The sequence below is a fragment of the Rhodanobacter sp. UC4448_H15 genome, assembly GCF_052978265.1.
This window is the reverse complement of the sequence record NZ_CM129665.1, coordinates 467241-493517: the sequence shown is the minus strand read 5'-3', so window position 1 is coordinate 493517 and position 26277 is coordinate 467241. Positions and strand designations below refer to the sequence as shown.

At 64.7% G+C, this 26277-nt stretch carries 27 protein-coding genes; 4 read left to right on the top strand and 23 right to left on the bottom strand.

The window, feature by feature from the left end:
- Window positions 1-57: 57 nt before the first annotated feature.
- The 8 genes from pgm to ACVCMI_RS02105 all read right to left on the bottom strand — a co-directional run bounded on the left by pgm (window position 58) and on the right by ACVCMI_RS02105 (window position 11484).
- Complete coding sequence (gene pgm, locus ACVCMI_RS02140) at window positions 58-1704, bottom strand: phosphoglucomutase (alpha-D-glucose-1,6-bisphosphate-dependent) (protein ID WP_447097619.1); 1647 nt, start codon at window positions 1702-1704, stop codon at window positions 58-60.
- Between the two features lie 118 nt (window positions 1705-1822).
- Window positions 1823-3460, bottom strand: coding sequence for a glucose-6-phosphate isomerase (gene pgi / locus ACVCMI_RS02135; RefSeq protein ID WP_447097620.1), 1638 nt, complete (start codon window positions 3458-3460; stop codon window positions 1823-1825).
- Window positions 3457-4560 (bottom strand): transaldolase, encoded by a 1104-nt coding sequence (tal, locus tag ACVCMI_RS02130; protein WP_395120858.1) that lies wholly within the window; start codon window positions 4558-4560, stop codon window positions 3457-3459. The genes pgi and tal overlap by 4 nt, the downstream gene beginning before the upstream one ends.
- A gap of 50 nt (window positions 4561-4610) precedes the next feature.
- Complete coding sequence (locus tag ACVCMI_RS02125) at window positions 4611-5312, bottom strand: HAD family hydrolase (protein WP_395120857.1); 702 nt, start codon at window positions 5310-5312, stop codon at window positions 4611-4613.
- Complete coding sequence (gene zwf / locus ACVCMI_RS02120; RefSeq protein ID WP_447097621.1) at window positions 5309-6727, bottom strand: glucose-6-phosphate dehydrogenase; 1419 nt, start codon at window positions 6725-6727, stop codon at window positions 5309-5311. Before zwf ends, ACVCMI_RS02125 begins: the two co-directional genes overlap by 4 nt.
- 128 nt (window positions 6728-6855) lie before the next feature.
- Entirely contained in the window at window positions 6856-7515 is a 660-nt protein-coding gene (locus tag ACVCMI_RS02115; RefSeq protein ID WP_395120855.1) for a class I SAM-dependent methyltransferase, read from the bottom strand.
- Window positions 7516-7576: 61 nt separating this feature from the next.
- On the bottom strand, window positions 7577-8947 hold the full coding sequence (locus tag ACVCMI_RS02110; protein ID WP_395120854.1) for a chloride channel protein: 1371 nt from the start codon (window positions 8945-8947) through the stop codon (window positions 7577-7579).
- A 104-nt stretch (window positions 8948-9051) separates the two neighbouring features.
- The gene (locus ACVCMI_RS02105; protein ID WP_447097622.1) at window positions 9052-11484 is read right to left on the bottom strand and encodes a prolyl oligopeptidase family serine peptidase; all 2433 of its coding nucleotides are present in this window, start codon (window positions 11482-11484) and stop codon (window positions 9052-9054) included.
- Window positions 11485-11635: 151 nt separating this feature from the next.
- On the opposite strand from ACVCMI_RS02105, the gene ACVCMI_RS02100 reads away from it, so the two are divergent.
- On the top strand, window positions 11636-13729 hold the full coding sequence (locus ACVCMI_RS02100) for a prolyl oligopeptidase family serine peptidase (RefSeq protein ID WP_447097623.1): 2094 nt from the start codon (window positions 11636-11638) through the stop codon (window positions 13727-13729).
- Window positions 13730-13836: 107 nt separating this feature from the next.
- Here the strand turns inward: ACVCMI_RS02100 and ACVCMI_RS02095 are convergent, their stop codons facing one another.
- Window positions 13837-14325: an REP-associated tyrosine transposase gene (locus ACVCMI_RS02095; protein ID WP_447097624.1), complete on the bottom strand. Its 489-nt coding sequence runs from the start codon at window positions 14323-14325 to the stop codon at window positions 13837-13839.
- 231 nt (window positions 14326-14556) lie between these two features.
- Between ACVCMI_RS02095 and ACVCMI_RS02090 the strand changes: the two genes are divergently transcribed.
- The 3 genes from ACVCMI_RS02090 to ACVCMI_RS02080 all read left to right on the top strand — a co-directional run bounded on the left by ACVCMI_RS02090 (window position 14557) and on the right by ACVCMI_RS02080 (window position 17076).
- On the top strand, window positions 14557-15222 hold the full coding sequence (locus tag ACVCMI_RS02090; RefSeq protein WP_447097625.1) for an alpha/beta hydrolase: 666 nt from the start codon (window positions 14557-14559) through the stop codon (window positions 15220-15222).
- Between the two features lie 97 nt (window positions 15223-15319).
- Window positions 15320-16372, top strand: coding sequence for a sensor histidine kinase (locus ACVCMI_RS02085; protein ID WP_447097626.1), 1053 nt, complete (start codon window positions 15320-15322; stop codon window positions 16370-16372).
- Window positions 16372-17076, top strand: coding sequence for a LytR/AlgR family response regulator transcription factor (locus ACVCMI_RS02080; RefSeq protein ID WP_447097627.1), 705 nt, complete (start codon window positions 16372-16374; stop codon window positions 17074-17076). The genes ACVCMI_RS02085 and ACVCMI_RS02080 overlap by 1 nt, the downstream gene beginning before the upstream one ends.
- Window positions 17077-17112: 36 nt before the next feature.
- Here ACVCMI_RS02080 and ACVCMI_RS02075 read toward each other — a convergent pair whose 3' ends face one another.
- From ACVCMI_RS02075 to ACVCMI_RS02010, 14 genes are all read right to left on the bottom strand, one after another.
- The gene (locus ACVCMI_RS02075) at window positions 17113-17334 is read right to left on the bottom strand and encodes a DUF1737 domain-containing protein (protein ID WP_447097628.1); all 222 of its coding nucleotides are present in this window, start codon (window positions 17332-17334) and stop codon (window positions 17113-17115) included.
- A gap of 324 nt (window positions 17335-17658) precedes the next feature.
- Window positions 17659-18348, bottom strand: coding sequence for a VIT1/CCC1 transporter family protein (locus tag ACVCMI_RS02070; protein ID WP_447097629.1), 690 nt, complete (start codon window positions 18346-18348; stop codon window positions 17659-17661).
- A 384-nt stretch (window positions 18349-18732) separates the two neighbouring features.
- Window positions 18733-19101 (bottom strand): GFA family protein, encoded by a 369-nt coding sequence (locus ACVCMI_RS02065; RefSeq protein WP_447099501.1) that lies wholly within the window; start codon window positions 19099-19101, stop codon window positions 18733-18735.
- Window positions 19102-19181: 80 nt separating this feature from the next.
- Entirely contained in the window at window positions 19182-19424 is a 243-nt protein-coding gene (locus ACVCMI_RS02060) for a DUF6429 family protein (RefSeq protein WP_447097630.1), read from the bottom strand.
- A gap of 605 nt (window positions 19425-20029) precedes the next feature.
- The gene (locus tag ACVCMI_RS02055) at window positions 20030-20434 is read right to left on the bottom strand and encodes a hypothetical protein (protein WP_447097631.1); all 405 of its coding nucleotides are present in this window, start codon (window positions 20432-20434) and stop codon (window positions 20030-20032) included.
- Window positions 20435-20658: 224 nt separating this feature from the next.
- Window positions 20659-20859, bottom strand: coding sequence for a hypothetical protein (locus tag ACVCMI_RS02050; protein WP_447110616.1), 201 nt, complete (start codon window positions 20857-20859; stop codon window positions 20659-20661).
- Window positions 20860-20947: 88 nt separating this feature from the next.
- Complete coding sequence (locus tag ACVCMI_RS02045) at window positions 20948-21505, bottom strand: hypothetical protein (RefSeq protein ID WP_447097632.1); 558 nt, start codon at window positions 21503-21505, stop codon at window positions 20948-20950.
- Between the two features lie 66 nt (window positions 21506-21571).
- On the bottom strand, window positions 21572-22396 hold the full coding sequence (locus tag ACVCMI_RS02040) for a DUF4062 domain-containing protein (protein WP_447097633.1): 825 nt from the start codon (window positions 22394-22396) through the stop codon (window positions 21572-21574).
- 97 nt (window positions 22397-22493) lie between these two features.
- Complete coding sequence (locus ACVCMI_RS02035; protein ID WP_447097634.1) at window positions 22494-22937, bottom strand: hypothetical protein; 444 nt, start codon at window positions 22935-22937, stop codon at window positions 22494-22496.
- A 26-nt stretch (window positions 22938-22963) separates the two neighbouring features.
- Window positions 22964-23596, bottom strand: coding sequence for a hypothetical protein (locus ACVCMI_RS02030; RefSeq protein WP_447097635.1), 633 nt, complete (start codon window positions 23594-23596; stop codon window positions 22964-22966).
- Window positions 23597-23707: 111 nt separating this feature from the next.
- On the bottom strand, window positions 23708-24040 hold the full coding sequence (locus ACVCMI_RS02025; protein WP_447097636.1) for a hypothetical protein: 333 nt from the start codon (window positions 24038-24040) through the stop codon (window positions 23708-23710).
- Window positions 24041-24651: 611 nt separating this feature from the next.
- Window positions 24652-24942: a hypothetical protein gene (locus tag ACVCMI_RS02020; RefSeq protein WP_447097637.1), complete on the bottom strand. Its 291-nt coding sequence runs from the start codon at window positions 24940-24942 to the stop codon at window positions 24652-24654.
- Between the two features lie 71 nt (window positions 24943-25013).
- Window positions 25014-25313: a hypothetical protein gene (locus tag ACVCMI_RS02015; protein ID WP_447097638.1), complete on the bottom strand. Its 300-nt coding sequence runs from the start codon at window positions 25311-25313 to the stop codon at window positions 25014-25016.
- 120 nt (window positions 25314-25433) lie between these two features.
- Window positions 25434-26270 (bottom strand): type II toxin-antitoxin system death-on-curing family toxin, encoded by an 837-nt coding sequence (locus ACVCMI_RS02010; RefSeq protein WP_447097639.1) that lies wholly within the window; start codon window positions 26268-26270, stop codon window positions 25434-25436.
- Window positions 26271-26277 lie beyond the last annotated feature (7 nt).

Genomic DNA, 26277 nt, shown 5'->3' with positions numbered 1-26277 from the left:
TGGAATGGACGCGATGCGCCGTCGGCTCCCGCCGACGGCTGGCGGGCGGTGCCCGCCCTACGCGATGGCGGTGTCGACGATCTTCTGGGCCTCGTCGAGCAGGGCTTGCAGGTGCCGCTCGTCCTTGAAACTCTCGGCGTAGATCTTGTAGATCGCCTCGGTGCCCGACGGGCGCGCGGCGAACCAGCCGCTGGCGGCCACTGCCTTGATGCCGCCGATCGCCGCGCCGTTGCCGGGCGCCTTGTCCAGCACCTGCTCGATCTTCTCGCCGGCCAATCGATCAGTGTGCAACTGGTCGGGCGAGAGCTTGGCCAGCTTCGCCTTCTGCGCCGGGGTGGCGGCGGCTTCGACGCGGTTGCTGAAGGGTCGGCCGAGTTCGTCGGTGAGCTGGCGGTACAGCTCGCCCGGGTCGCGGCCCTCGCGCGCGGTGATCTCGGCGGCGAGCAGCGAGGGCACCAGGCCGTCCTTGTCGGTGGCCCACACCGAACCGTCGCGGCGCAGCAGCGAGGCACCGGCGCTTTCCTCGCAGCCGAAGCCGAGCGAGCCGTCGAACAGGCCCTGGGAGAACCACTTGAAGCCGACCGGCACCTCGTACAACTTGCGCCCCAGCCGCTTCACCACGCGGTCGATCAGCGCGGTGCTGACCACGGTCTTGCCGACCGCCGCATCCCCGCTCCACTGCGGGCGGTGGCGGAACAGGTAGTCGACCAGCACCGACAGGTAGTGGTTCGGCTCCATCAGGCCGCCGGAGCTCGTCACCACGCCGTGGCGGTCGTGGTCGGTATCGCAGGCGAACGCAACGTCGTACTGGTCCTTCAGGCCGATCAGCCGCTGCATCGCGTACTTCGACGATGGATCCATGCGGATCTTGCCGTCCCAGTCCACGCTCATGAAGGCGAACTGCGGATCGACCGTTTCGCTGACCACGGTGAGGTCGAGCCGGTAGCGCTCGGCGATCGGTGCCCAGTAGTGCACGCCGGCGCCGCCCAGCGGATCGACGCCCATGTGCACGCCGGCGCTGCGGATGAGGTCGAAGTCGACGATGTTGGCGAGGTCGGCCACGTAGGCGTCGAGGTAGTCGTGCTCGCGCGTGCCGGCGGCCTTGCGCGCCTGCGCGAACGGCATGCGCCTGACCTCTTTCAGGCCGCCCTCGATCAGCGCATTGGCCCGGTTCTCCACCCACCGGGTGATGTCGGTGTCAGCCGGGCCGCCGTTGGTCGGGTTGTATTTGAAGCCACCGTTGTCTGGCGGGTTGTGCGAGGGCGTGATGACGATGCCGTCGGCCAGGCCGTTGCTGCGCCCGCGGTTGTACACCAGGATCGCGTGCGAGATCGCGGGCGTGGGCGTGAACTCGCCGCCGCTGGAAACCATCGTGGTGACGCCGTGCGCGGCCAGCACTTCCAGCGCGCTCTCGAACGCCGGCTGCGACAGCGCATGGGTATCGAAGCCGATGAACAGCGGGCCGTCGATGTCCTTGCCCGCACGGTACTCGCAGATCGCCTGGGTGATCGCCAGGATGTGCCACTCGTTGAAGCTGCCCTGCAGCGAGCTGCCGCGATGGCCGGACGTGCCGAACGCCACGCGCTGCGAGGGCACCGACGGGTCGGGCCGGGTATCGGCATAGGCGGCGAGCAGTTTCGGCACGTCGACCAGGATGGATTTCGGCGCCGGCTTGCCGGCGAGCGGGCTGATTGTCTGGCTCATGGATGCTCGGAGTTCGTGCGATGGGAATGCCGTGCCTGTAGGAGCGCACTTGTGCGCGATGCTCTTCGTCACGTCACGAAAGGCGTCGCGCACAAGTGCGCCCCTACAAAGGAAAGCGTCAGGTGTGACCGTCGCGCAGTTGGCGGTAGCGGCGGATCAGGGTGTTGGTGGAGCTGTCGTGGGCGAGCTTCGGCTCGTCGGCCGCGGTCAGCTCGGCGATGGTGGTCTTGGCCAGTTGCTTGCCCAGTTCCACGCCCCACTGGTCGAACGAGTCGATGTTCCAGATCACGCCCTGCACGAACACGCTGTGCTCGTAAAGCGCGATCAGGCTGCCCAGCACGCGCGGGGTCAGGCGCCGGGCGAGGATCGTGCTGCTGGGCCGGTTGCCGGGGAAGGTGCGATGCGGTGCCAGTGCCGCATCGGTGCCGGCGGCGCGCACTTCCCCGGTGGTCTTGCCGAACGCCAGCGCCTCGCCCTGGGCGATCAGGTTCGCCATCAGCAGGTCGTGCTGGTTGCCCAGCGGGTTGAGCGGCTGCGCGAAGCCGATGAAGTCGCACGGCACCAGGCGCGTGCCCTGGTGGATCAGCTGGTAGAACGAGTGCTGCCCGTTGGTGCCCGGCTCGCCCCAGTAGATCGGTCCGGTGGCGTAGTCCACGGCCGTGCCGTCGAGGGTGACGCGCTTGCCGTTGCTCTCCATGGTGAGCTGCTGCAGGTAGGCCGGGAAGCGCTTGAGGTACTGCTCGTACGGCAGCACCGCGACCGTGGCGGCATCCAGGAAGTTGTTGTTCCAGATCGCCAGCAGGCCCATCAGCACCGGCAGGTTGCGCTCGTACGGCGCGTGGCGGAAATGCTCGTCCATGGCGTGGAAGCCGGCCAGCATCTCGCGGAAATGTTCCGGCCCGACCGCCAGCATGGTGGACAGGCCGATTGCCGAATCCATCGAGTAGCGCCCGCCGACCCAGTCCCAGAAGCCGAACATCTGCGCGGTGTCGATGCCGAACTTCGCCACCTCGGCGGCGTTGGTGGACACCGCCACGAAGTGTTTCGCCACCGCCTGCTCGTTGCCCAGAGCCGTGATGCACCACTGTCGCGCCGCGTGCGCGTTGGTCAGCGTCTCCAGCGTGGTGAAGGTCTTGGAGCAGACGATGAACAATGTCTCGGCGGCGTCCAGGTCGCGCGTGGCCTCGACGAAATCGGTGCCGTCGACATTGGAGACGAAGCGGAACGTCATGTCGCGCCGGCTATAGTCGCGCAGCGCCTCGTACGCCATCACCGGGCCGAGGTCCGAGCCGCCGATGCCGATGCTGATCACGTTGCGGATCGGCTTGCCGCTGTGCCCGCGCCATTCGCCGCCGCGCACGCGGTCGGCGAAGGCCGCCATGCGATCGAGCACCGCGTGCACGTCGGCGACCACGTCGCGGCCGTCCACCTCGATGCGCTCGCCGCGCGGCGCGCGCAGTGCCACGTGCAGCACGGCGCGGTCCTCGGTGCGATTGATCCGCTCGCCGCGGAACATCGCCGCGGTACGCTCCGGCAGGTGGCAGGCCAGCGCCAGTTCGCGCAGCAGGCGCAGCGTGTCGGCGTCGACGCGCTGCTTGGAGTAGTCCAGGTACAGGTCGACGTCCGCCAGCGCGAACGTCTCGCCGCGCCGCGGATCGCCCGCGAACAGGTCGCGCAGATGTTTGCGGCCGATGACGGCGGCGTGCTGCTGCAGCGCCTGCCAGGCCGGCAGTGTGGTCGGCAGCGGCTGGTTCATGGCATCGCCGGTCCCTGGCCCTTGTCGCCCAGTGCCGCGGCCTTGTCGGCGATCCGCTGCAGCAGCTGGTTCCAAGATTTGACGAAGGCCTCGGCGCCGTCGCGCTGCAGCTTGTCCGCCAGCGCATCGACGTCCACGCCGGCCGCGCCGACCTTCTGCACCACCGCGTCGGCGTCGCCGCCGTCCAGCGGCATCACGCCGTCGAGCTGGCCGTGCTCGGCAAACGCGTGCAGGGTCTTCTCCGGCATCGTGTTGATCGTGTTGGGTGCGGCCAGCGTGCTGACGTACAGCGTGTCGGAGGCCTTCGGGTCCTTGGTGCCGGTGCTGGCCCACAGCAGGCGCTGCGGCTGCGCCCCGGCGGCGGCGAGCTTCATCCAGCGGTCGGAGGCCAGCAACCGGCGGTAGGCGCGATAGGCCTGCCGCGCCACCGCGATGCCGAGCTGGTTGTGCAGCGCCTCGGGCAGCTGCTCGTTGGCGGCCACGTCCCAGCGGCTGACGAACAGCGAGGCCACCGAGCGCACGCGCGGATCGAGTCCCGCCTCGATGCGCCGCTCGATGCCGCGCAGGTAGGCCTGCGCCGAGGCTTCGTACTGCGCGCAGGAGAACAGCAAGGTCACGTTGATCGGGATGCCGAGGAAGATCGACTCCTCGATCGCGCCCACGCCCTCGGGCGTGCCGGGGATCTTCACGAACAGGTTGTCGCGCTTGCCGGCGGCGTGGATCTGCCGCGCCGCGGCGACCGAGCCGGCGGTGTCGGCGGCCAGCAGCGGCGAGACCTCCATCGACACCCAGCCGTCCACCCCGGCGGTGCGCTGGTACACCGGCGCGAACAGGTCGGCGGCGCGGCGCAGGTCCTCCAGCGCCAGCTCGATGAACAGCTTCTCGCCGGCGAGTCCGGCCAGGGTCTTGGCGTGGATGCCGGCGTCATAGGCGTCGCCGTCGCCGATCGCCTTGTCGAAGATGCTCGGGTTGGAGGTCAGCCCGGTGATCGAATCCTCGTTGATGTAGCGCGCCAGGGTGCCGTCGTCGAGCAGGGTGCGGGTGATGTTGTCCAGCCACAGGCTCTGGCCGAGGTCGTGCAGTTGTCGGGTCGCTTTCATGCTTGCTCCGGAATCGCTTCGATGTGTCGATCGCCCTGCCGTCGCCGCGTTCACTCGGCCGCGAGCGCGATGGTGGGCGCGCTCGGCAGGAAGTCTTCAAGCTTACGCCCGCGCAACTCGCCGATGCACGCGATGGTCTGGTCCGGCGGCGGCTCGATGCGCTCGTGTTCACCTTCGGCGGCATAGTGGCCCTGGCGCACGAACACGGTGGTGATCCGCTCGCCCAGCTGCCGCTTCATGTCGGCCAGCAGCTGCGGCTTGTCCTCCACCATCACGTAGTGGGCGGCCGGGTAGCGCTGCTGCACGGCCACCAGCATGCGCTGCTTGTGGATGTAGATCAGCACCTCGCCGCGCACCGCCGCCCAGATCCCGGCACGCTGGATCTTGCGCGGCTGGAACACCACGTCGCCGTCGGAAAGGATCGCCGTGGGTGCCAGCGTGCGCAGGTGCGCGATGGTCTCCAGCGCGTGCGGGTACAGCCGTTGCTCGAACGGATACTCCAGCAGGTACTTCGACATCTGCAGCAGCGCCGGCTCGTTGTCCAGGCCGCTGCGGAAGCGCTGCAGCGTTTCGAGATAATCGGCATAGCCGCACTCGTCGCGGCGCTGCCGGTAGAGCGACCAGTAGCGATCGCGCTGGTCGTTGCCGAAGGCCGCGGCCAGGGTGTCGCCGAGGTCGGCGCCGAAGCGGTCGTTGTCGAGCAGGGTGTTGTCCACGTCGAGCAGGAACACCAGCGCCGCGGCCTCGCTCATGACGTGCGCTCCGCGTGCTCGTCGAGCACCGGGTTGTGCCAGCCGCCGTCGGCGGCGATCAGCGCGTCGGCCTCCTTCGGGCCCCAGCTGCCGGGGCGATAGGGGATCGCCGGGTGGTGGTTCGTCAGCACCGGATCGACCACTTGCCACGCCGCCTCGACCGCATCCTCGCGCGTGAACAAGGCGCCGTCGCCGGCCATCGCGTCGCCGAGCAGGCGCTCGTAGGGCAGCTCCTCGCCGGCCTGCTCGTCCATCAGGAACAGCTCGCGCTGGTCGCCGACAAACTCCTTGCCGGCACGCTTGACCCGCGCCGCCAGCGCCATCGCGGTGGTCGGCGACACGCGCAGGCGCAGGTAGTTGGCGCGGCCGGGGCGGGTCACCGCGTCGTCGAACAATTGCTGCGGCGGCGGCTTCAGCATCACCATGATCTCGGCCACCGTCTCGGGCAGGCACTTGCCCGAACGCAGGTACCAGGGCACGCCACCCCAGCGCCAGGAGTCGATGTACAGCCGCAACGCGCAGTAGGTCTCCACGTCCGAACCCTTGGCCACGCCCGGCTCCTTGCGATAGCCGCGGTACTGGCCGCGCACCAGGTCGTCGGGCGCGAGCGGACGCATCGCCTGGAACACCTTGGCCTTCTCCGCATGCACCGCCTCGAAGCCCTGGTAGGCAGGCGGCTCCATCGCCAGCAGCGCCACGATCTGCATCAGGTGATTCTGGATCACGTCGCGCAGGCAGCCGGCGCCGTCGTAGAACGCGCCGCGCCCCTTCACCCCGAACTGCTCGGCCAGCGTGATCTCCACGCTGGCGATGTGGTCGCGATTCCAGATCGGTTCGAGGAACGAGTTGGCGAAGCGGAAATACAGGATGTTCATGATCGCTTCCTTGCCCAGGAAGTGATCGATGCGGAAGATCGCCTCGTCCGGAAACACCGAGCGCAGCGTGCGGTTGAGCGCGCGCGCGGAAGCGAGATCGTGGCCGAACGGCTTCTCCACCACCACCCGCGCGTCGTCGGCGCAGCCGGCCTGCTGCAGCCCCTTGACCACCGTGCCAAACAGGCTGGGCGGGATCGCCAGGTAATGCAGTGGCCGCTTCGCCTTGCCCAGCGCCTGTTTCAGCCGGGCGAAGGTGGCCGGGTCGGCGTAGTCGCCGTCGACGTACTGCAGCCGTGCCGCAAGCTTGTCGAACACCGCCTTGTCGAACTTCTCGCCGTGCTCCTTCGCCGCCTGCCGCACGCTGTCGAGCGCACGCTGGCGCAGCTGCTTCACCGTCCAGCCGGACAGCGCCACGCCGATCACCGGCACCTCCAGATCGCCGTCGCGCGTCATCGCCAGCAGCGCCGGGAAGACCTTCTTGTAGGCCAGGTCGCCGGTGGCGCCGAAGAAAACCAATGCATCCGAGCGGGGTGTCGCCATCGTGGGAGTGTCTCCGGTGAGAGTCGGGGTCGGCGGTCGGACGGCGGTGGAACGGGTGCCGGGCGAGAGCCGCATCGCGGCGAGTGTGCCCGCGCACGGGTGAAGCTGGTGCAAAAAGCGCGTCGCGATCAGCGCTTGCGCGCCAGGCTGAGACCGTCGCCCAGCGGCAGCATCGACAAGTCGATGCGCTCGTCGTGGTGCAGCTTGTCGTTCAATGCCTGCAGCGCAAGGGTGTCGGCGTCGTGCGCGGGTTGCGCCACCGCGCCGCCCCACAGCACGTTGTCGATCGCCAGCAGGCCGCCGGGGCGCAGCAGGCGCAGGCAGCGCTCGTAGTAATCGTCGTAGCCGCTCTTGTCCGCGTCGATGAAGGCGAAGTCGTAACTCCCGGCTTCGCCGGCGGCCAGGCGCGCGTCCAGCGTCTCGCGCGCGGGCGCCAGGCGCAGCTCGATCTTGTGCGCCACGCCGGCGCGGGCCCAGAACGGCTGGCCGACCGCGGTGAACTCCGCGCTGATGTCGCAAGCCAGCAGGTGGCCGTTTTCGGGCAGCGCCAGCGCCACCGACAGCGCGCTGTAACCGGTGAACACGCCGACCTCGATGCAGCGCCGCGCACCGATCAGTTTCACCAGCAAGGCCATGAACTGCCCCTGCTCCGGCGAAATCTGCATCTGCGCGCGCGGATGTTCCTGCGTCGCCTCGCGCAGCGCCACCTGCTGCGGATGCTCGCGCAGCGAGTGGTCGAGCAGGTAGCGATACAGCGTGTCGTCCAGGTTCAGGCTGCGGCGGGACATGGCGGTGCTCGAAGCGCGAGGGGAACCCCGATTCTATGCCCGCTGGCCGAGTGCGCCACGCTCAGGGCAGGCGCTCGTCGTCGCGTCGCCCCAGCTGGCGTCGCCGCCTGGTCCACCAGCGCAGCAGGCCGTACGACAGGCGCACCTTTTCCTGGCCCACCGGCAGGTCGGCGCGGGCGAAGATCCACGACGACTTGCTGAAGGCGATCTGCTGCGCCGGATACACGCTGCGATGGCCGATGATCAGATACGCCGCGACGCAGGCGCCGGCCACGTACAGGGTCGAATCGGAGCCGAACAGTTCCACGCCCATCAGGATCGCCGCGATCGGCGCATTGGAGGCCGAGGCCACCACCGCCACCAGTCCCACTGCCGCGCCGAGCGCGGGCGCCAGCCCCAGCATCGGGGCGAACGCGCCGCCCAGCACGGCGCCGATCACGAACTGCGGCGTCACGATGCCGCCGTAGAAGCCCGAGCCCAGCGTGATCGCCACCAGCAGCGCCTTCCACAGGAAACCCAGGGTCGGCATCGACTGCCCGTCCAATGCGCGCTCCATCAGCGGCAGGCTCAGCCCGAGGTAATCCGTCGGCAGCACCAGAAGCAGCAGCGCCAGCACCACCGCGCCGGCCATCGGCAACAGCGGCGGCCACAGCGCGTAGCGCTCGCGCAGGGTGACGAACGCGCGGCGGATGGTCTGCAACAGTTCGACGAACACCCACGCCGCCGCGCCGCAGAGGATGCCGATCAGCACCGTCTTGAGGAACAGCAGCTCGGTGAAATCGCCGACGAAGGCGATGCGGTAGACCGGATACGGCACGCCGAGCGCCTTGCTGACCTCGAACGCGGTGACCCCGGCGACGATGCCGGGAAACAGGAAGTCGTGGCGGATGCGGCCGATCGCCAGCATCTCCACGCCGTAGATCGCCCCGGCGATCGGGGTGCCGAACACGCTGGCGAAACCGGCGCTCACGCCGCAGGCCAGCAGTCGCTTGCGCAGCTCCGGGTTCAGGTGCAGCACCCGGCCGATGCCGGCGGCGAGGCTGGCGCCGATGTGCGAGCACGGCCCTTCCTTGCCGGCCGAGCCGCCGCAGCCCAGCGTGATCAGCGCTGCCACCGGCTTGATCCACAAGGTGCGGAACGGCATCTTGCCGCGCTGCTCGTTGACCGCCACGATCGGCGAATCGTCGAAGTTGCTGCGCCGCAGGCGATAGCCGTAATGCAGCAGCAGGCCGTTGGCCAGGCCGCCGGCCAGCAGCAGGCCGGCCTGCGCCCACCACGAGATCGCGTAGGTGTGCCCGGAGGTGGCGAACAGCGCGCGCAGGAACAGGCTGCAGCCCACCCCGATCACCGCCCCGGTGACGATCGACAGCACCAGCCACTGCACCACCGTCGCCAGCATCACGAGCGGTTCGGCGAGGCGGAGGCGAGGCATCGGGTGGTACCGGACAGGCAGGGAGGCCGCGCATTGTAGCCCGCCGCGACACGGTGCCCCGTGCCCACCGCCCGCCGTTCCGGCGGGCGGTGACGTTCAGTGCCTCAGTGCGCGCGCTCGCGCACCGGCTTCACGTAGGTGTCGAACAGCTCGTCGATGCGGCGGTATTCGTCGTACCAGGAATCGGCGTGGACGAAGCCGTGGCGTTCCATCGGGTACAGCGACATCCAGAAGTTCTTCTTGTGCAGCTCGATGAAGCGCTGGTACAGCCGGATCGTGTCGCTGGCCATCACGTTGTTGTCGATCAGGCCGTGCTGCATCAGCAGCGGGTCGCGCAGGTTGGCGGCGTACTCGATCGGCGAGCTGGTCTTGTACGCCTCCGGGTCGAGCTGCGGGTCGTTGAGGATGTTGGAGGTGTACTCGTGGTTGTAGCTGGTCCAGTCGGTGACCGGGCGCTGCGCCGCGCCGGCGGCGAATTCGCCCGGCGCACGCAGCAGCGCCATCTCGGTCATGAAGCCGCCGTAGCTGCCGCCGTAGAGACCCACGCGCTGCGGGTCGACGCCGTGGTGCTTGACCAGCCACGCCTTGCCGTCGAGCAGGTCCTCCAGTTCCGGGTGGCCCATGTTGCGGTAGATAGCGGTGCGCCAGTCGCGGCCGTAGCCGGCCGAGCCGCGGTAGTCCATGTCCAGCACCACGTAGCCCTGCTGCACCAGCAGGTTGTTGAACATCTGCTCGCGGAAATACGGCGTGGCCTGCAGCGTCACGTCCTGCAGGTAGCCGGCGCCGTGGATGAAGATCACCGCCGGGCGCGAGGCCGGCGCGGCGACCTCGTCGGCCGGGCCGTAGTACTTGGCATACACCACCCCGGCGCCGTGCGCGGAGGGCACCTCGACGATCTTCGGCGCGATCCACGGGTGCGCCATGTAGGCGCTCTTCATGGTGTGGGTGAGTTCCTTCGCGGTGCCGCCGGCGGCGTCCACCACCGCGAGCTGGTCGAACCGGTACGGCGAGCCATGCAGCACGGCGAGCTGCCGGCCGTCGGGCGACAGCTCGAAGCCGTCGACGCCCTGGTACTGCGTCAGCCGGCTCAGCTCACCGCCGGCGGAAGGCACGCGATAGACGTCATAGCTGTACGGTGCCACCTTGTTGGCCAGCACGTAGAACCACTGGCCGTCCTCGCTCAGCTGCGGCGCGCTGACCTCGAACTTGCCGGCGCCGGTGAGCGCTCGCGCCTTGCCGTCGAGCGGCTTGGCATACAGCCGCGAATAGCCGCCCTGCTCGCTCAGGTACCACAGCGTGCGGCCGTCCTTGAGCCAGCCGAAATCGTTGAAGCTCCAGTTGATCCACGCCGGGTCGGTCAGCCGATGCTGGCTTGTCAGCACGTGCTGCGTGAAATCGACGCTGGCGATCCAGCGGTCCTTGTTGTCGATCGCGCGCAGTTGCACCGCCAGGTTCGCGCCATCCTCGCTCCACGCCAGGCCGCGCAAGTTCACCGTGACCGGCCGTACCTCGGGCGCCTTCAGCGCCTTGGCCTGGTCGGCCTTGCCGGCCTTCTCCAGCGCGGCCACCGTCTGCTTGCGCAGCGCCGCGAGCGGATCGGTCTTGATGCCGGGCAGCGCATCGGTCGTCAGCGGGTAGCTCTTGTGCTGCGCCAGGTCCAGCAGCAGCAGCGACTGCGGTGCCGGGTCGGCGCGGCCGACGTAGGTGCGCGCGTCTTCCGCCTCGGTGTAGCCGCTGTCGGTGACGTAATGGTTGACCACCGGCGCCTTGCCGTCCTTGTACTGCCTTGGCTCGGTCACCAGCAGCAGCCAGCGGCCGTTCGGCGACAGCGTGCTGTTGACCGCCTTGATCTTGCCGCCCAGCCAGAACGGCCGCGGCGCCCGGCCGGCATCGGCCGCCTCCAGCGCCTGCGTGTGCTCGCGCACCGCTTCCTTGTCGGCCTTGATCGCGCGCAGCGTCTTGAACAGGTCCAGCTGCAGCTGGCCGAGGTCGTCGGGCTGCTTCGCCTGCGGGTCGTCGGCGAACTTCAGCTCGGCCACCGGCGCGCTGACGCCCTTCGCCAGGTCGTAGCTGTACCAGTCGTTGCCGGCGCGGTACTGCAGCGCGCGGCCGTCGGCGGAAAACTGCGGCGCGGACTCGCGCTGCGTGGTCAGGGTGACCTGGCGGCGCTGGCCGCTGGCCAGGTCGACCAGGAAGATGTCATCGTGCAGGACAAAGGCCGCGTGCCGGTGCGCACGATCGAACACCGCCGGGCCGTCGGCGCCGGCCATCGCCGCCGGATCGAGCTTCACGCTGCTGCCGCTGGCCGGGTCGACGCGGTACAGGTCGCGCACCGAGCTGCCCTCGCGCTTCAGTTCGTAATAGAGACTGCGGCCGTCCACGCTCCAGTAGGGATTCTCCACCGGCTGTCCCATCCAATCGGCGTCGGCCATGATGGTTTCCAGGTCCAGCGGGGTGGATGCGCCGGCAGTCGGCGTGGCCGCCGCGGCGGGCAGCGCCAGCAAGGCGGCGAGGGCGGCGAACAACAGGCGAGGCATGGTGCTTCCCCAGACAAAAAAAATCAGCATAACCGAGCGTGGGGACCGGTTGCCGTCATCTGTGCCGAAAGTCAGGGGCGGCTCGCGCGGTGCCGCGGGCGATTGGCGCTAACCTTGGATGTCGATCCCACGCCTGTCTCCGGAGTACGCCATGCGACGTCGTCTTGCACTGGTCCTTGCCGCCACGGCGGCGTGCTGCAGCCACGCCGCCGCACCGCCCGCGTCGCCGACGCACACGGCGGCCAGCGTGCTGCATGGCGTGCAGGTGCCTGATCCGTATCGCTGGCTGGAAAACCCCGCCGACCCGGCCGTGCAGCAGTGGATCGCCGCGCAGAACGCCTACACCGAGGCGACGCTCGCCGCGATGCCCGAAGGCAAGGCGCTCACCGCGCGCGTGCAGCAGCTGGCGATCACCTCGACCACGCGCTCCGGCCCGGTGCTGGCCGGCGGCACCCTGTTCTACCTGCAGCAGACGCCGCCGCAATCGCAGCCGGTGCTGGTCGCGCAAGCCTGGCCGGAGGGCGCGGCGAGGACCCTGGTCGATCCGAACGCCGACCACGGCGGCACCGCGATCACCGGCTACTGGCCCTCGCCGCACGGGCGCTATCTGGCCTACGGCACCGCCGAAGGCGGCAGCGAACTGACCACCCTGCACGTGCTCGACGTAGCCAGCGGCAAGACACTCCCCGACACCCTGCCCTGGGCCGGCGGTGGCACCACCCCGCAGGGCGTGGCCTGGGATACGGACGAGGCAGGCTTCAGCTATGTGCGCTTCGCGCCGCCGGCGGCGGGCCACGAGGTGGTGCAGTTCAACGCGACCTTGGTGCATCACGCGCTGGGCCGGGCCGCCGATACGGACACCGTGGTGTTCGGCCGCGGCTACTCGAAAACCGCCGAGTACGTGCTGGTGAACTCGCCCGCCACGGCGCAAGCCGCGGTGCTCGCCTACGACGGTGATGGCGGCCCGGCCGAAGTGTTCCTGCGCCACGGCGCCGCATTCACGCGCGCACTCGATCGCCGCGCCAACGTGCGTACCGCCGCGTGGGTGAATGGACGGCTGTACGTGGCGTCGTTCGACGATGCGCCACGCGGCAGGATCGTGGCCGTCACCGACGACGGCAAGACCGTGCCGGTGCTGGCCCAGCGCGACGGCGCGATCCAGCAGATCGCCCCGCTCGGCGACGGCTTCCTGGTGGTGCGCAGCCAGGGCCCGGACTGGTGGATCGAGCAGTACGACGCCGGCGCGAATTTCGTGCGCCGCGTGCCGCTGCCGGCGCAGGGCATCAGCATCGGCGACATCGCCTCCGAGTCGGGTCGGCCCGAGGCCCTCATCAGCTACGCCGGCTGGACCACGCCCACCCGCTGGGCGGCATACGACGGCAACCGGGGCACGCTGAAAACGGTGTTCGCGGTGCAGCCCGCCGCCGATTATTCGAAGGTGGTCGTGCAGCGCATCGAAGGAAGCTCGAAGGACGGCACCAGGATCCCGGTCACCGTGCTGTCGATGCCCGGCATCACGCCCGACGGCGCGCGCCCGACCATCCTGTACAGCTACGGCGGCTTCGACATCCCGATCAAGCCCGGCTTCATCGGCGCCAACCTGGCCTGGCTCGAACACGGCGGCGTGCTGGCCTACGCCAACATCCGCGGCGGCAACGAGAATGGCCAGCAGTGGCACGCGCAAGGCCAGAAGCTGCACAAGCAGAACGTGTTCGACGACTTCCACGCCGCCGCGCTGGCCCTCATCGACACGCATTGGACCGACCGCGCCCACCTGGGCATTCTCGGCGGCAGCAACGGCGGCCTGCTGATGGGCACGCAGATCGTGCAGCACCCTGCCGACTACCGCGCCGTGGTCGCACGCGTGGGCATCTACGACATGCTGCGCCACGAGACCGACTTCGCCAACGGCCCGTACAACATCCCCGAGTACGGCAGCATCGCCGACCCGGCGCAGTTCAAGGCCACGCTCGCGTACTCGCCACTGCAGAACGTCACGCCGCACGCTGCCTACCCGGCCGTGCTGATGACCACCGGCGAGAACGATCCGCGCGTGGCGCCGTGGCAATCGCGCAAGTTCACCGCCGCGCTGCAGAACGCCACCTCCTCGCCCCAGCCGATCCTGCTGCTTACCCGCATGCACGCCGGCCACGGCATCGGCGCCCCGTTCAGCCAGCGCGTCGGCGACACCGCGATCGGCCTGACCTTCTTCGCGCACGAGCTGGGGCTGGACACCAGCAAGTAGCCGCCCTGATGGGTAGGAGCCCGCTCGCGGGCGATGCCTTGAAGGCAGGGATTCGGGATTTGGGATTCGCAAAGGCCAGAGCAGGAGCATCGCCCGCCAGCGGGCTCCTACAAGATCGGAGGCGCGTCGCGGTCGAGCCAGACGGCATTCCAATAAGGGTAATCGAACACGCTGTCGACCAGACCGGTACGCACCGGATTGGCGACGACGTATCGCGCTACCGCCCTGATGTCCTCGTCGGCACGCAGTGCGTGATCATGAAAACTGCGATCCCACAGCGAACCATCCAACCCGCATGATTCGTGCAACACACGCGATGCGCATGCCTTGAATCGATTCATGACCCGACCCAGCGGCTCGTCGCCGAGTTGCAGCAGACCATGCCAGTGATCGGGCATCAGCACCCACACAAGCAGGCGGGAATCCGCCCAGGTCGATGCGGCGTGGATGAGCCGGCTTAGCGCCCGTGCGCTGGATGGATCGGCAAAGAGGCGCTCGCGTCGACGGGTCACCGTCGTCAGAAGATACATCTGGCCAGGAATGGACACACGACCCCGGCGCAAGGCACGACGACCAACGGGAGGGAAAGCGGGCATGCGCGCAGACTGCCGCGGACATCAGCAAGAGCACATCGCGCACCAGCATCATTCCTCGTCCGCCCGCTCCCCCACACCCTGTAGGAGCCCGCTGGCGGGCGATGCCTTGAAGGCAGGGATTCGGGATTCGCAAAGGCCAGGAGCAGGAGCATCGCCCGCCAGCGGGCTCCTACCCGTCAGGGCTGTCATCTGGACTGCTACGATGACGTTCCTCCGCCATCAATCCACCCCATGACCCTCCCCGCCGTCGAACACGAAACCGCCGCCAACCCCACCCACAGCGTCATCTGGCTGCACGGCCTGGGGGCCGACGGCCACGACTTCGCGCCGATCGTGCCGGAGCTGGTCGATCCCGCCTGGCCGGCGTTGCGCTTCGTGTTTCCGCACGCGCCGGTGCGGCCGGTGACGGTCAACAACGGCATGCCGATGCGGGCGTGGTACGACATCGCGGGTTTCGACGCGCGCGCGCCGCAGGACGAGGCCGGCATCCGTGCCTCGATCGCCGCGGTGGAGGCGCTGGTCGCGCGCGAGCACGCGCGCGGCGTGCCCGCCGGCCGGATCGTGCTGGCGGGCTTCTCGCAAGGCGGCGCGATCGCGCTGGCCGCCGGGCTGTGCCACGCGCAGACGCTGGCCGGCATCGTGGCGCTGTCCACCTACCTGCCGATCGCCGAGGTGGTGGCGCGCGAGCGCAGCCACGCCAATGCCGCCACGCCGATCTTCCAGGCCCACGGCAACGCCGACCCGGTGGTGGTCATGCAACGCGGCATCGATTCGCGCGACCACCTGCAGGCGCTGGGCTGCACGGTGGACTGGCACAGCTACCCGATGGCCCACGCGGTGTGCGCCGAGGAAATCGCCGACCTGCGCCACTGGCTGGGCACCCGGCTGACCGCTTGAGGCAGCTCCATGGCGGGAGCGCCTGCCTTGCATCGCGCTGCGTAGGGCGGGCACCGCCCGCCGGCTCTAGTCCGGACGCATGCGGCATACTTGCCGCATGCCCGAATCCACGCCCGCCAGCGACGTCCGCGGCCGCGCCGAACACAGCCCGCTGCCGGACTTCTGCCAGCTGCCGGCGCTGTTCGCACTGTTCGTGGTGGGCGCGCTGACGGTGACCGTGATGTGGCTGGCCCGCGACGATCGCCAGGACTGGCCCGCCTACAGCGTCAGCATGTTCTTCGTCACCTGGCTGGCGATGGTGGTCGCGCTGGCGCTGTGCAAGCTGCGCCACCTGCTGCAGCGCCTGCCCGGACACATGCCGTACGTTGCGGTGTGGCTGCTGATCGTGCTGATCGTGCTGCTCGCCAGCGCCACCGCGCGCTGGCTCGACGGCGCGCTGCAGACCGGCCTGATCGGCAGCCCCATGATCGCCTTCGTGCGCGACAACACCATCATCGCGGCCCTGCTCGGTGCCGCCATGCTGCGCTATTTCTACGTGCTGGCGCAGTGGCAGGCGCGCCTGGCCGCGGTCACCCGCGCGCAGGTGGAGGCCCTGCAGGCGCGCATCCGCCCGCACTTCCTGTTCAACAGCATGAACACCGTGGCCGCGCTGATCCGCGTCGACCCGGCCGCGGCCGAGCGCACGGTGGAGGATCTGTCCGAACTGTTCCGCGCCGCGCTGGGCTCGCCCGATCGCGGCGACGGCACGCTGGGCGAGGAGCTCGAACTGATCGAGCGCTACCTCGCGATCGAGCAGCTGCGGCTCGGCCCTCGCCTGCGCATCCGCCGCGAACTGCACGACCTGCCGGCGGATTTCCCGCTGCCGCGCCTGCTGCTGCAACCGCTGGTGGAGAACGCCGTGCGCCACGGCATCCAGCCGCTGCGCGAAGGCGGCGAGGTGATGCTGGGCGGCGCCCGCGACGGTGACGGCATCCGCATCGAGATCCGCAACCCGCTGCCGCCGCAGCCAGGCGTGGCGGGCAACGGCCACGGCCTGCGCAGCGTGCGCCAGCGCGTGGCGTTCCGTTACGGGCCGCGCGCGGTGGTCGAAGCCGCGCCGCAGGGCGGCCACTATGTCGTCTTGCTGCGCCTGCCGAGGGCATCGCCGTGATGCGCGTGCTGATCGTCGACGACGAACCGCTGGCCCGCGCGCGCATGGCCGCGCTGCTGGGCGAATGCGGCGACACGCAGCTGGTCGGCACGGTCGCCGACGGCGAGTCCGCGCTGGCCGCGCTCGACGAACTGCAGCCCGACGTGCTGCTGCTGGACATCAACATGCCGGGCATCGACGGCGTTTCCGTAGCGCAGCGACTCGCGGGCAGGGCACGGCCGCAGGTGATCTTCTGCACTGCGTACGAGGCGCACGCGCTGCAGGCGTTCGAGCTTGGCGCAGCGGATTACCTGCTCAAGCCGGTGCGGCTGGAACGCCTGCGCGATGCCCTGCAGCGTGCGCGGCGGCGCCTCGACGACAGCCCGCGCGAGTCGACCGCCTTCCTGCACGGCCGCCTGCGCGGCGAGGAGGTGCGCATCGCCTTGCACGACGTGTTGTGCCTGCTTGCCGAGGAGAAGTACGTGGTCGTGCAGCACGCCGGCGGCGAGCTGCTGATCGAGGAATCGCTGCGCCAGCTGGAGGAAGCCTGGCCTGACCAGCTGATCCGCCTGCACCGCAATTGCCTGGTGCCGCGCGCGCGCCTGGTCGGGCTGCGCAGCCTGCCCGACGGCCGCGTGCTGGCCCGCCTCGACGGCAGCGAGCACAGCCCGGAGATCAGCCGCCGCAACCTCGCCGCGGTGCGTCGCTGGCTGCGCCTGGGCTGAGCGCGCACGGCGGACATCCGCCGCCGAAAGGAACCGTCAGCCCACGCCCGGTGGCGTTGTTCGGTGACGTGCAGGCCAGACCACGGCCTGGGCGACGATCACGCTCTCGCCATTGAAGGTCGCCGCGGGCGATCCGTGCAAGACGTAGCCGAGCGCCAGCGCCTCGCTGACCCGATGGCAAAACCCGGCATCGTCAGGGCCGGTAAGGATGCGATAGGCAGGAAGCCCTGGCGGCGGCGCGGAAGTCGAGGGAGGCATGGGCGCGGATCGAACTCTCGGGGGAACCAGGCTGCAGGCTAACGCAGGAATCACCTCTCGGCGAAGTCACGCGCGGCTTGCCGTTGTTCCGTGCAACCGAAGTTCGCGGACAGGCCTGCTCGCCGATCGGGAAGTCCGATGGATGCCCGCCTGCGCGGGCATCGCGTCCGTGGAACCCGATGCGCGCCCGGGCGTGCGAATTGCGCGGCAAACCATCGGGGAAGGGGTCAAGCACGTCACCCGCAAGCCACCGGCCTGACCATGACGATATCGCGCTGCGGATCGCCGCCGAGCGAAAAGACGTGATCACCCACTTGACGCTGCTCATGCAGTCACCCCGAAGATCGCCCCGGCTGCCGCGGTTAAAGCCATTGCCAGCGCGCCCCAGAAAGTAACGCGCAGCACGGATGCGAGTGCCAGGGCGCCGCCTGTGCGCGCCGCCAGCAGGCCTAGCAATGCAAGGAAGAACAGTGAGCTGCCTGCGAGGCCCCACATGAGTGTGGCGCTTGGGAGCACGAGTACCATCAGGAGTGGCAGCGCCGCACCCGTCGCGAATGTCCCGGCAGAAGCGAATGCAGCCTGGACTGGCTTGGCAGCCAACGTATCGGAGATGCCGAGCTCGTCCCTCCCGTGCGCCCCGAGCGCGTCGTGAGCCATGAGTTGGGTGGCAACACTCGACGCCAATGACCTGTCCAGCCCCCGCTGTACATAGATCGACACCAATTCGTCATGCTCCTGGTCGGGATTTGCGGCCAACTCCTTGCTCTCGCGAGCCAAGTCTGCGCGCTCGGTGTCAGCCTGTGAGCTGACCGAGACATACTCACCAGCAGCCATCGACATGGCGCCGGCAACCAGGCCAGCGACTCCTGCGACGAGAATTGCTCTCGTACCTGCTCCGGTGGCGGCAACCCCCAACACAAGGCTCGCGGTAGAAACGATACCGTCGTTTGCCCCAAGCACGGCAGCGCGAAGCCAGCCTGTTCGGTGTGTTCGATGTCTTTCGCTGTGCCTCATGCATTCTCACCTTGAGGTATGGGCCTCATGGCGACGCCTGACGCTGGAATTGAGCAGCGGCGAAGCCATCCGCCTGGAACGATTTATCAGGCCACCGGATGCGCAAATGCGTCGGGCCAGCCGCATTCTCTGCAACGACAAGCAACAACAGGTAACGCGCCGGCAGGGACATTTGGCGCTGCAGTGCGATTCCACTGCCCGCTACCAAGTGAATCATCGGGTTCGCCGTTTGCCCATCGGGCCTGTCTGGTGCGGCGGCCGCCATCCCAGTCAGGTGCGAAGGCTCTTCAAGCTCTCCCGCACATCTGATGCATCGTGGCACGAATGCTCCCGGTCCTGGGCGGAGGCTTGATGCCTGCGCTCAGACGGGCCGCAGGCTCGTCCCTACGGAATGCGCTGGTACTGGGGCAACCCATCGCCAATCTCATAGTAGTCACCCTTCTCGGCGACGAATACATGCAACTCGGCGCGCGTCTCGGTCGGCACGTCGAACGCTCCCATATGGATTCCGATCCACTCCTTGGCAGGTGGATCGAAGAACATGGAGCACCCGCATACCGAGCAGAACCCGCGACGCACCTTCTCGGACGAGTAATACCAGGTTACGTTCTCAGCGCCAGAAATCTCCACTGCACTCCTGGGCACGTCCGTTCCGACTGAATAGTGCCCCGAGAACTTTCGGCACTGAACACAGTGGCAAGCATCAGGAGGCTTAAGGTCACACGAGACGGTGAAACTGACCGCCCCGCACATGCACGATCCCGTCTTCACAATCCCTCCTGGCCTGACGCTGGAGTTGAGCGGCGGCGTAGCCGTCCGCCTCGAATGAGATGTTAGCCGGCACTGCCTGAGCTAGCCGAAAAGAGCCGCTCGGCAATTTTGCGACCACGTTCCAGGCCCTGCGGCGTGAGCCAGACCGACTTGTTCTTGCTAGCCGGATTGTCGATGAAGTCCTGAGCATGAAGGCGATCCATTACGTCGAAGTCGAACCCCTTCCAAGCTCTGCCACCTTCGAAACTGAAAGCAGCGAGCAGCGCAAGCACAGTGTCCTCGATCTTTGACTCGTCATAGGCCATGTCAGGAACCTCAAAGAGCAGGTGTCTCAGTATGACGGCAGCTAGCGCTGGAATTGGCCGGCGGCGAAGCCGTCCGCCTCGAATGAAATGTTAGACGCCGTGCTGCGCACGCAACCGGTCATAGCACGCACCGCACAGAATTTTGATGCCCGCAAACGCCTCGGAACGCTCGTTCCAATCGCCGGTAGAATCACCCTCGCGGAGGCGAACCTCCTCACATGCGGAGCACCAAGCATCACCGCGCGGGCCGCCCGACCAAAAGAACCCAACTTTCTCCCCGGTGCTGAGGGCGCCGACAAGATGCTGACAAACGAAGGTTTCGTCTTGCTCCCCGTGTGTATGGCATTCGACAGTGTTGGTCATGGGGTCTAACGAGGTTGTAGAAAAAATATCCCGGCGCGGATTCACATGATCCCAGGGGGTACTTGAACCCCTCCCGGCAGGCTGCGTGTCGATTGTAGAGCGTTCTGTGAGGTCGCTTTTCCCCGGCTTCGCGATCAACTTGTCCAGCAGTGGTTTTTCTACAACCTCAACGCTTGAGTTAAGCGGCGCGCGGCTTTTCGCGCGTCCGCTTGGACGAGTGGTTAGGTGCGGCCGACACGCCGTTACCTTTCGAGCCCCAATAGTGCCAGCAGATGGGACTGCTGTGATGAGGAAAGAAGGCAAGTGGCACCAGTGCGGCCATCCCAGTACGCGAAGTTTGACGCCTCCCAGCGCCAAGGATGCGAACCACGAACGAGAATGAGCAGGCGAAGATCTTGAGCTTGCCTTGGGGGGACCGAGTTGCAGGGTTGCTCGAGTGCGCCGAGTAGCGCCTTTACTTGGCTAGGCCCGTTTATGACCAAATGGCGATCGTGAGCGCCGATCAATGCTTCCGCATCCAAGTTGACGATGGAAGTCTTGTCAAACGAGCGGTAGTAAACCTCGATACCACTCACGTTTGGTCGCGGCTGGCTTGCCGTAGCCGCCACTGCTAGTAGTGCAAATGCAGTTGCTGCCAGTTTGCGCATGAGCTACTGCCGCACCTAACGAGGTTGTAGAAAAAGTCCTTGGTCAAGAAATTTGCCGATTTCCGGGGGTACTTCGACCCCTCCCAAGGTGCTGCGCGTCGATTCTAGCGCCTCCTGTCAGGGCGATTTTCGGCGCCGCCGCGATCAACTTGGCAAACCGACTTTTTCTACAACCTCAACGCTGGAGTTAAGCGGCGGCGAAGCCGTCCGCCTTGAACGAAATGTTAGACCTTACTCTGCCACTTGGCACGCTGTTGCTCGCGGAACTGGCGCGCCGCCTCGGTGCCACCTGCTGAGTACGCCGATTTCTCAGCCTTGTCACAAGCTCTGCAATACGACCGATTGTCTTTGTTGCCGTAGCTGAACTCTTGCGCGGGATAGGTCCTGCCGCAAATGGAACAAGCCTTCTGGAATGTTTTGGCCATATAGAAGTCCATGTGCAACGTCATCTGCTGTGAGGTCTAACGCCTGAGTTAAGCCGTGCCGCGAAGCGGCATCGGCTTGAACGAATTGTTAGCCCTCATCCTGCGTCTCCCGATAACGAACATGCGAGGCACCTGGCGGATTGGGCGGTAGCTGGCAAACTTTTTGCCACATCATCTGCATTGGATCGCGGGTGAACGCCTCACATGCGTAATGTATGTGAGGGCCGCCAATCTTCCAATGGTTATCGAACTCCGAGCGGTCTCTCTGATCGAAGTAGAACAACGACCAGTAGTCTTGCTCCGGCAGATAAAAGAGATGGGCGGCAAACATGCGCCGGTCTTTGAATGTCTGAAACAGTTTGTTCACAGCAGTCTTTGCCTTGCCGGTGAACTCTCCCGGGCCGTATTGCGACAACGCGGACATTTGCTCTTGTGTTGGGATTACATGCTCAGGGGTGTAGTCCGAGAAATGGCAAGCGTATCGGTACGGCTGAAGCAGGCCGTGACGACCAGCAATGATCAGCTCGAACAGGTCCTGACTCTCTACTATCAGATCCCGACAAATCTTCTGGGCTTCTCGCTTGTTCGGAGCATTGATGAGATCCAAGAGCCCCTTGAATCCCGGAGTCATTTCGTCGTCTGACATGAGGCCTAACGCCCGAGGTAACCGGCGCAACCCGCGCAGCGGGTTTGCGTCCGGTTGACCGAGTTGTTAGAGCGCATCTGCGACCTCCCATCCGCGATGCGTAAGCTCATAGATCTGCCCCTTCTCGCCCCGGCCGACCACCAAATGCGTAGACTCAAGCTCGTCGAGCGCAGCTTCCCACTTAGCGCTATCGCGGCCGCGCTCGCCACCAAAAGATTTACCGCCCGCCTGAATAACCCGACCGCCTATGTACGCGGCCTTGATGATCGTACCCCGTTCATCGGTTGCTGCCGCTTTCAGTAATTCCTTGGCCTCGTCGGTTAGGTTAAAGTCGATCGACAAGCCCCGAACAGAAACCCCTGGGGTGCCAACAGCACCAGAGGATGACGGTGATGCGACGAGGCCGCGCAGATATTGGTTATTGACAAGACATAATTGCATTTGCTTTGACAACTTGTACTTGAAATCTTGAATATTGTTGTAAGTCTCAATAATTCCACGATCCTTCAGCTTGCTCTGAAACTCTTTCACTTTAGCGTACTGAGCCGAGTCTATACTTTCCGGGGCCACAGGTTTTGAAGAAAAATAAATCATGGCCGGCTTACCAACTTGAATGTGCTCTTCGATTTCTTCAACCGTGCCGCTCGGAGAGTTCCCGGTCGGCGTACCGAGCCTAGTCCAGAAAACGCCGATGAGGAGATCGCAGTTTTTTAACACGCGAGTATTTATGAGGTCTTGTGCCCGTGCACCAAGTTCCGGCGATGAGTGCGTATCCCAGCCAACAGCCGAAAGTAAGGTATTCGTATGCTCCGCGTTTACGTCGTTCCAGTCGTGAATGACGCCACGAATGACGTCGCGTTCCTCTGCTACATCTCCGGGCGACGCAATCATGACTGGAATTATCGTTGCTTGGTACGCCATCTTCTTCCCCTATGCGCTCTAACGCTGGAGTTAAGCGGCGGCGTAGCCGTCCGCCTTGAACGAATTGTTAGGGCTGACCGCTACTAGAGAGCCGGATGAAACCATACTCCGGTTGGCCAAAATTTTGCGGGATCTCAGTGAGTACCACCTGAGTTCCCGGAACCAACCTCTGGTTGGTGGGAACAAGAACTTGGGCAATATTGCCACTTGGAAGGCGTACAACTGCATGTCTGCTGATACGTCCATGGAGCCCACCACCACCTACATCCGTGTAGCCAATTGACTCAATGGTGCCGGTAATTTCTTGGGTGGAACCCGCTGGGTGCCTCATCACTAATGCGACGACGAAAGCGATAATCACTAAAAAGAACGCCAAGTAAAAATAGGCAATGATTCCAGATTTTTCGGGAGACTGCATAGGGTAGCCTAACGCCTGAGTTAAGCCGACTTGCGTAGCGTAGCCGACAACGTGGCAAGCTTTACCTGCCACGTTGTTGGCGTAGCGAAGCAAGTTCGGCTTGAACGAATTGTTAGGCCTCACGCCCCCAAGAGCTGGGCCTCATAGCCGGAGGATAGCAAACGATTACGAGCAATCTCATATTTTTCAGTGAGGTACTGCACTAGCGACATATCTCCACCGGCTTCTTTGTACAACTCCAAATAGCGAAAGATTCCCTCGACCGCTAGGTGAGCGCGTAGCCAGATATCGCGGTCTTGGATCAGCTCTCCATCAGGGAGTATGCGGAACTTCAAGCCCTGCGCAACGATGGGTAGATGTTGCTCCCAGTCAATTCCTTCGCTTTGGAGGAGGGTGCGCAAAGGCAGCTCTTGAACATTGTCTGCGGCGCCAAAGTCATTGCCCCAAATCCAAGGCGCTTGGCAAGTTACGGGCTTGGCCGCGCACAGCTCAAAGTCGTGTTCATAGCCCTGGATGGTCTTAAGGAGCTCGTCGCGGCGGCTTTGTTGCCGAGATTGATTAATGGTGTGCAGGCCTAAGGCAAAGGCGAGGAAGGCAAACAATGGCCCCAGCGTGCCACCGAGATAATCGCCAAGGTTTGCCCAGTCCTGAGAGTTGTCAGCAAGCCCGCCGTGGAACTGATAAAGATAAAGGGCCGCAACACAGCAAACTAAAGCTGCCGCAATAACCGCAGCAACAATGACCGCACTCATTCGGTAGATTCGTAGTCTCATAGTGAGGCCTAACGCTGGAGTTAAGCGGCGGCGCAGCCGTCCGCTTGGACGAATTGTTATACCGTTGCAGCAAGTGCGAGACGAGGTTACTTAGGTTTTGGTGAGGCTCACATTACATGAAACGCCACCGCCACCACGATTCATGTAGAACTCAAGGTTGCCATCTTTAATAGATTTTTGTGTAGCCGTCTCTTCCACCATCGACGTTGCGTGATCGTAGGAGATCTTTGTCGAAGCTATTAATAGTTCTGCACAAATCATATTGCCTTCCGGCTCTACGGTACTTATAAGCATCCAAGAAGGGCCGTACTTTCCTTTACGATACATTATAAGTATATCGCCATTTTTGCTTGCGTAATCGCCCTGTGAATCCGATTTCAATTGGAGCCCTTCACTGGGCACAGAAGCGTTCCAGTGTGACAAGAACCCTTCCCCTGGTTGAGCGAGCTCGTACGTAGATGTACACCCAACTACGCATGCGACGATGAAGAAAAGTAACGCTCGATGTTTCATTCAAGAAACGTCCCCATGCTATTTGGCCAAAAAGGTGCGGTTGTGAGGTATAACGCTGGAGTTAAGCGGCGCGCGGGCTTTTTCGCGCGTCCGCCTTGAACGAATTGTTAGAGCGTACTCGCTGCACAGCATGTGTGACTAGCGCAATGGGAACTCCGTATAAGCCGACCAGGTATGCAACGGCCGAGCCTGCTGCCACAAAGCATATAGCGACCATGGCAAGGACAACGAGCAGCGTAGAGATGACTGAAGCGCGATTTCGTTGCAGCAGTGCCGCGTACAGCGGGCACCCGACTAGTAGCGTGGCCGGTGCAGCGAAGAGCAGCGCAACCGCGAGAAGAGGAAAGGCTGCTAATGGTGCAGACGCCCAATCATGAAGTTGTGGAGTGCGATTGGAGAACGCGATTCCGGCGCCAAGGAGTAGAGATGCTAAATAGCCGCCCGCGAACATGCCGAAAATTCCGCAAGGGATCGTTCTTCGAATGGCCGCGGAATACTTCATGTGCGCTCTAACGCTGGAGTTAAGCGGCGCGCGGCTTTTCGCGCGTCCGCTTGGACGATTGGTTAGGCGTGCGCAGCCTGGAGACCAGTTGGCCGCAGTAAAGGGCGAGACCGACGCTCACGGCAAGGATCGCTGAGTGCGTGGTGTGGCTGATAGGCCAGACCATCCCTACAACAGCAGGAATTGTTACGCCTATGGCGAGTGCAACTGCACTTACGTAATCCGGCTTCTTGCCAAGAAGGCGAAGAATAAAAGCCACAGCGAACGCACCGATCAGGCCAGCGACGAACGTGCCAAACGCCGTTGTCATGATATCCATAATTTCACCGAGCCTAACGCTGGAGTTAAGCGGCGGCGTAGCCGTCCGCCTTGAACGAATTGTTAGCGCGCATGCCATAAAGCTGCAAGCGCTCGCTTGGAGAGGAAGCCAATGAGCCATCCCGTGCCATAGAGAAGTGCAAGCGTGAGTGGTCCGATGGAAGCATAAGCGACCGGCCAAGACATCTTGGTTAGCAGGGGACGAAAGCCAAGCCAATCTAGCGCCTCAAGTTGAAATGCCAAAGGCAGTTGGAGAAGAACAAACGCTCCTTTACTGTCACCGCCGGCATCAAATGATCCCCAGACGCAGAGCGCGCTGACAGCTACGTAAAGAAAGCACAGTGTTAGACCGAGTTTGCTCATGAGCGCTAACACCTAAGTTAAGCCGAATTGCAGCGCGTAGCTGGCAACATGGCAAGCTGTATCTGCCATGTTGACGGCGTAGCGATGCAATTTCGGCTTGAACGCACTGTTAGCTAACGCTCAGCGGTAAGCCAGTCGTTCGAGCGGGCCTGCATACTCGGAGATTAGAGCTTGCACGGGATCCGTTCCTTGATAGAAGGTTTGCGAATCAATTCCATATTCCGGCGTTAGCTTTGCTGCAGTCCGAATAGATTTAACTGCACCCACGTTGACCTGGTTCTTCCACCCCGGGAAGCCTACCTGGAGAATCTTTACGTCAACTGGCTCTTTATCGCCCCAACCAAAAATCTTTCTCCGATGCTGAACCCGGATGAGGTCAATATAGTTTCCAGAGGCATTATCCAATTTGTAGCCGAAACCACGTAGAACGCGATCCAGCTCCCTGAATGTAATTGTGTAACTGGTTCTATCGATTTTTCTGGACTTTCGTTCCAAATGATCCGCCAGAAACGCGACCTCTGGATCCGGATGCTTTCTTTTCTTTAGCTCCCTGTAGCGGGGGTATTTGTCAAGCTGGTGATCTGCAACATCGACAGCGAAATCCTCTAACTGTTTCTGACCAACGATGGGAACTCTGCTGTTCTTGCTGAGGTAAAGAAGAAGTGTGAGAAGGCCAGTGCGTTTATTTGCATCGTGAAACGGATGGTCGCAAACAATTCCATAGATCAGCGTAGCGGCTTTTTCGTAGTGAGTTTTCCACTTCTCAACACCGCCCAGGGAAACGAACGGCCTGTAGAGCGCGGAGTGTAGAAGGTCAACACTTTTGGGCCCTATACCGCCCAAGCCGCTGCCTTTGCCGTAAAAGTAATCAACGATGAGAAAATGGGCACGTAATACGTCCTTGAGCCCAGGAATCGCATCCGACGTATAAGGATCATCTCTTGCGATATCGGCCATCCACCGC

Coding starts and splice junctions, on each gene's coding strand:
- pgm (WP_447097619.1), bottom strand. CDS start 1,704: ATGAGCCAGACAATCAGCCCGCTCGCCGGCAAGCCGGCGCCGAAATCC.
- pgi (WP_447097620.1), bottom strand. CDS start 3,460: ATGAACCAGCCGCTGCCGACCACACTGCCGGCCTGGCAGGCGCTGCAG.
- tal (WP_395120858.1), bottom strand. CDS start 4,560: ATGAAAGCGACCCGACAACTGCACGACCTCGGCCAGAGCCTGTGGCTG.
- ACVCMI_RS02125 (WP_395120857.1), bottom strand. CDS start 5,312: ATGAGCGAGGCCGCGGCGCTGGTGTTCCTGCTCGACGTGGACAACACC.
- zwf (WP_447097621.1), bottom strand. CDS start 6,727: ATGGCGACACCCCGCTCGGATGCATTGGTTTTCTTCGGCGCCACCGGC.
- ACVCMI_RS02115 (WP_395120855.1), bottom strand. CDS start 7,515: ATGTCCCGCCGCAGCCTGAACCTGGACGACACGCTGTATCGCTACCTG.
- ACVCMI_RS02110 (WP_395120854.1), bottom strand. CDS start 8,947: ATGCCTCGCCTCCGCCTCGCCGAACCGCTCGTGATGCTGGCGACGGTG.
- ACVCMI_RS02105 (WP_447097622.1), bottom strand. CDS start 11,484: ATGCCTCGCCTGTTGTTCGCCGCCCTCGCCGCCTTGCTGGCGCTGCCC.
- ACVCMI_RS02100 (WP_447097623.1), top strand. CDS start 11,636: ATGCGACGTCGTCTTGCACTGGTCCTTGCCGCCACGGCGGCGTGCTGC.
- ACVCMI_RS02095 (WP_447097624.1), bottom strand. CDS start 14,325: ATGCCCGCTTTCCCTCCCGTTGGTCGTCGTGCCTTGCGCCGGGGTCGT.
- ACVCMI_RS02090 (WP_447097625.1), top strand. CDS start 14,557: ATGACCCTCCCCGCCGTCGAACACGAAACCGCCGCCAACCCCACCCAC.
- ACVCMI_RS02085 (WP_447097626.1), top strand. CDS start 15,320: ATGCCCGAATCCACGCCCGCCAGCGACGTCCGCGGCCGCGCCGAACAC.
- ACVCMI_RS02080 (WP_447097627.1), top strand. CDS start 16,372: ATGCGCGTGCTGATCGTCGACGACGAACCGCTGGCCCGCGCGCGCATG.
- ACVCMI_RS02075 (WP_447097628.1), bottom strand. CDS start 17,334: ATGCCTCCCTCGACTTCCGCGCCGCCGCCAGGGCTTCCTGCCTATCGC.
- ACVCMI_RS02070 (WP_447097629.1), bottom strand. CDS start 18,348: ATGAGGCACAGCGAAAGACATCGAACACACCGAACAGGCTGGCTTCGC.
- ACVCMI_RS02065 (WP_447099501.1), bottom strand. CDS start 19,101: ATGTGCGGGGCGGTCAGTTTCACCGTCTCGTGTGACCTTAAGCCTCCT.
- ACVCMI_RS02060 (WP_447097630.1), bottom strand. CDS start 19,424: ATGGCCTATGACGAGTCAAAGATCGAGGACACTGTGCTTGCGCTGCTC.
- ACVCMI_RS02055 (WP_447097631.1), bottom strand. CDS start 20,434: ATGCGCAAACTGGCAGCAACTGCATTTGCACTACTAGCAGTGGCGGCT.
- ACVCMI_RS02050 (WP_447110616.1), bottom strand. CDS start 20,859: ATGGCCAAAACATTCCAGAAGGCTTGTTCCATTTGCGGCAGGACCTAT.
- ACVCMI_RS02045 (WP_447097632.1), bottom strand. CDS start 21,505: ATGTCAGACGACGAAATGACTCCGGGATTCAAGGGGCTCTTGGATCTC.
- ACVCMI_RS02040 (WP_447097633.1), bottom strand. CDS start 22,396: ATGATTGCGTCGCCCGGAGATGTAGCAGAGGAACGCGACGTCATTCGT.
- ACVCMI_RS02030 (WP_447097635.1), bottom strand. CDS start 23,596: ATGAGTGCGGTCATTGTTGCTGCGGTTATTGCGGCAGCTTTAGTTTGC.
- ACVCMI_RS02020 (WP_447097637.1), bottom strand. CDS start 24,942: ATGACAACGGCGTTTGGCACGTTCGTCGCTGGCCTGATCGGTGCGTTC.
- ACVCMI_RS02015 (WP_447097638.1), bottom strand. CDS start 25,313: ATGAGCAAACTCGGTCTAACACTGTGCTTTCTTTACGTAGCTGTCAGC.
- ACVCMI_RS02010 (WP_447097639.1), bottom strand. CDS start 26,270: ATGGCCGATATCGCAAGAGATGATCCTTATACGTCGGATGCGATTCCT.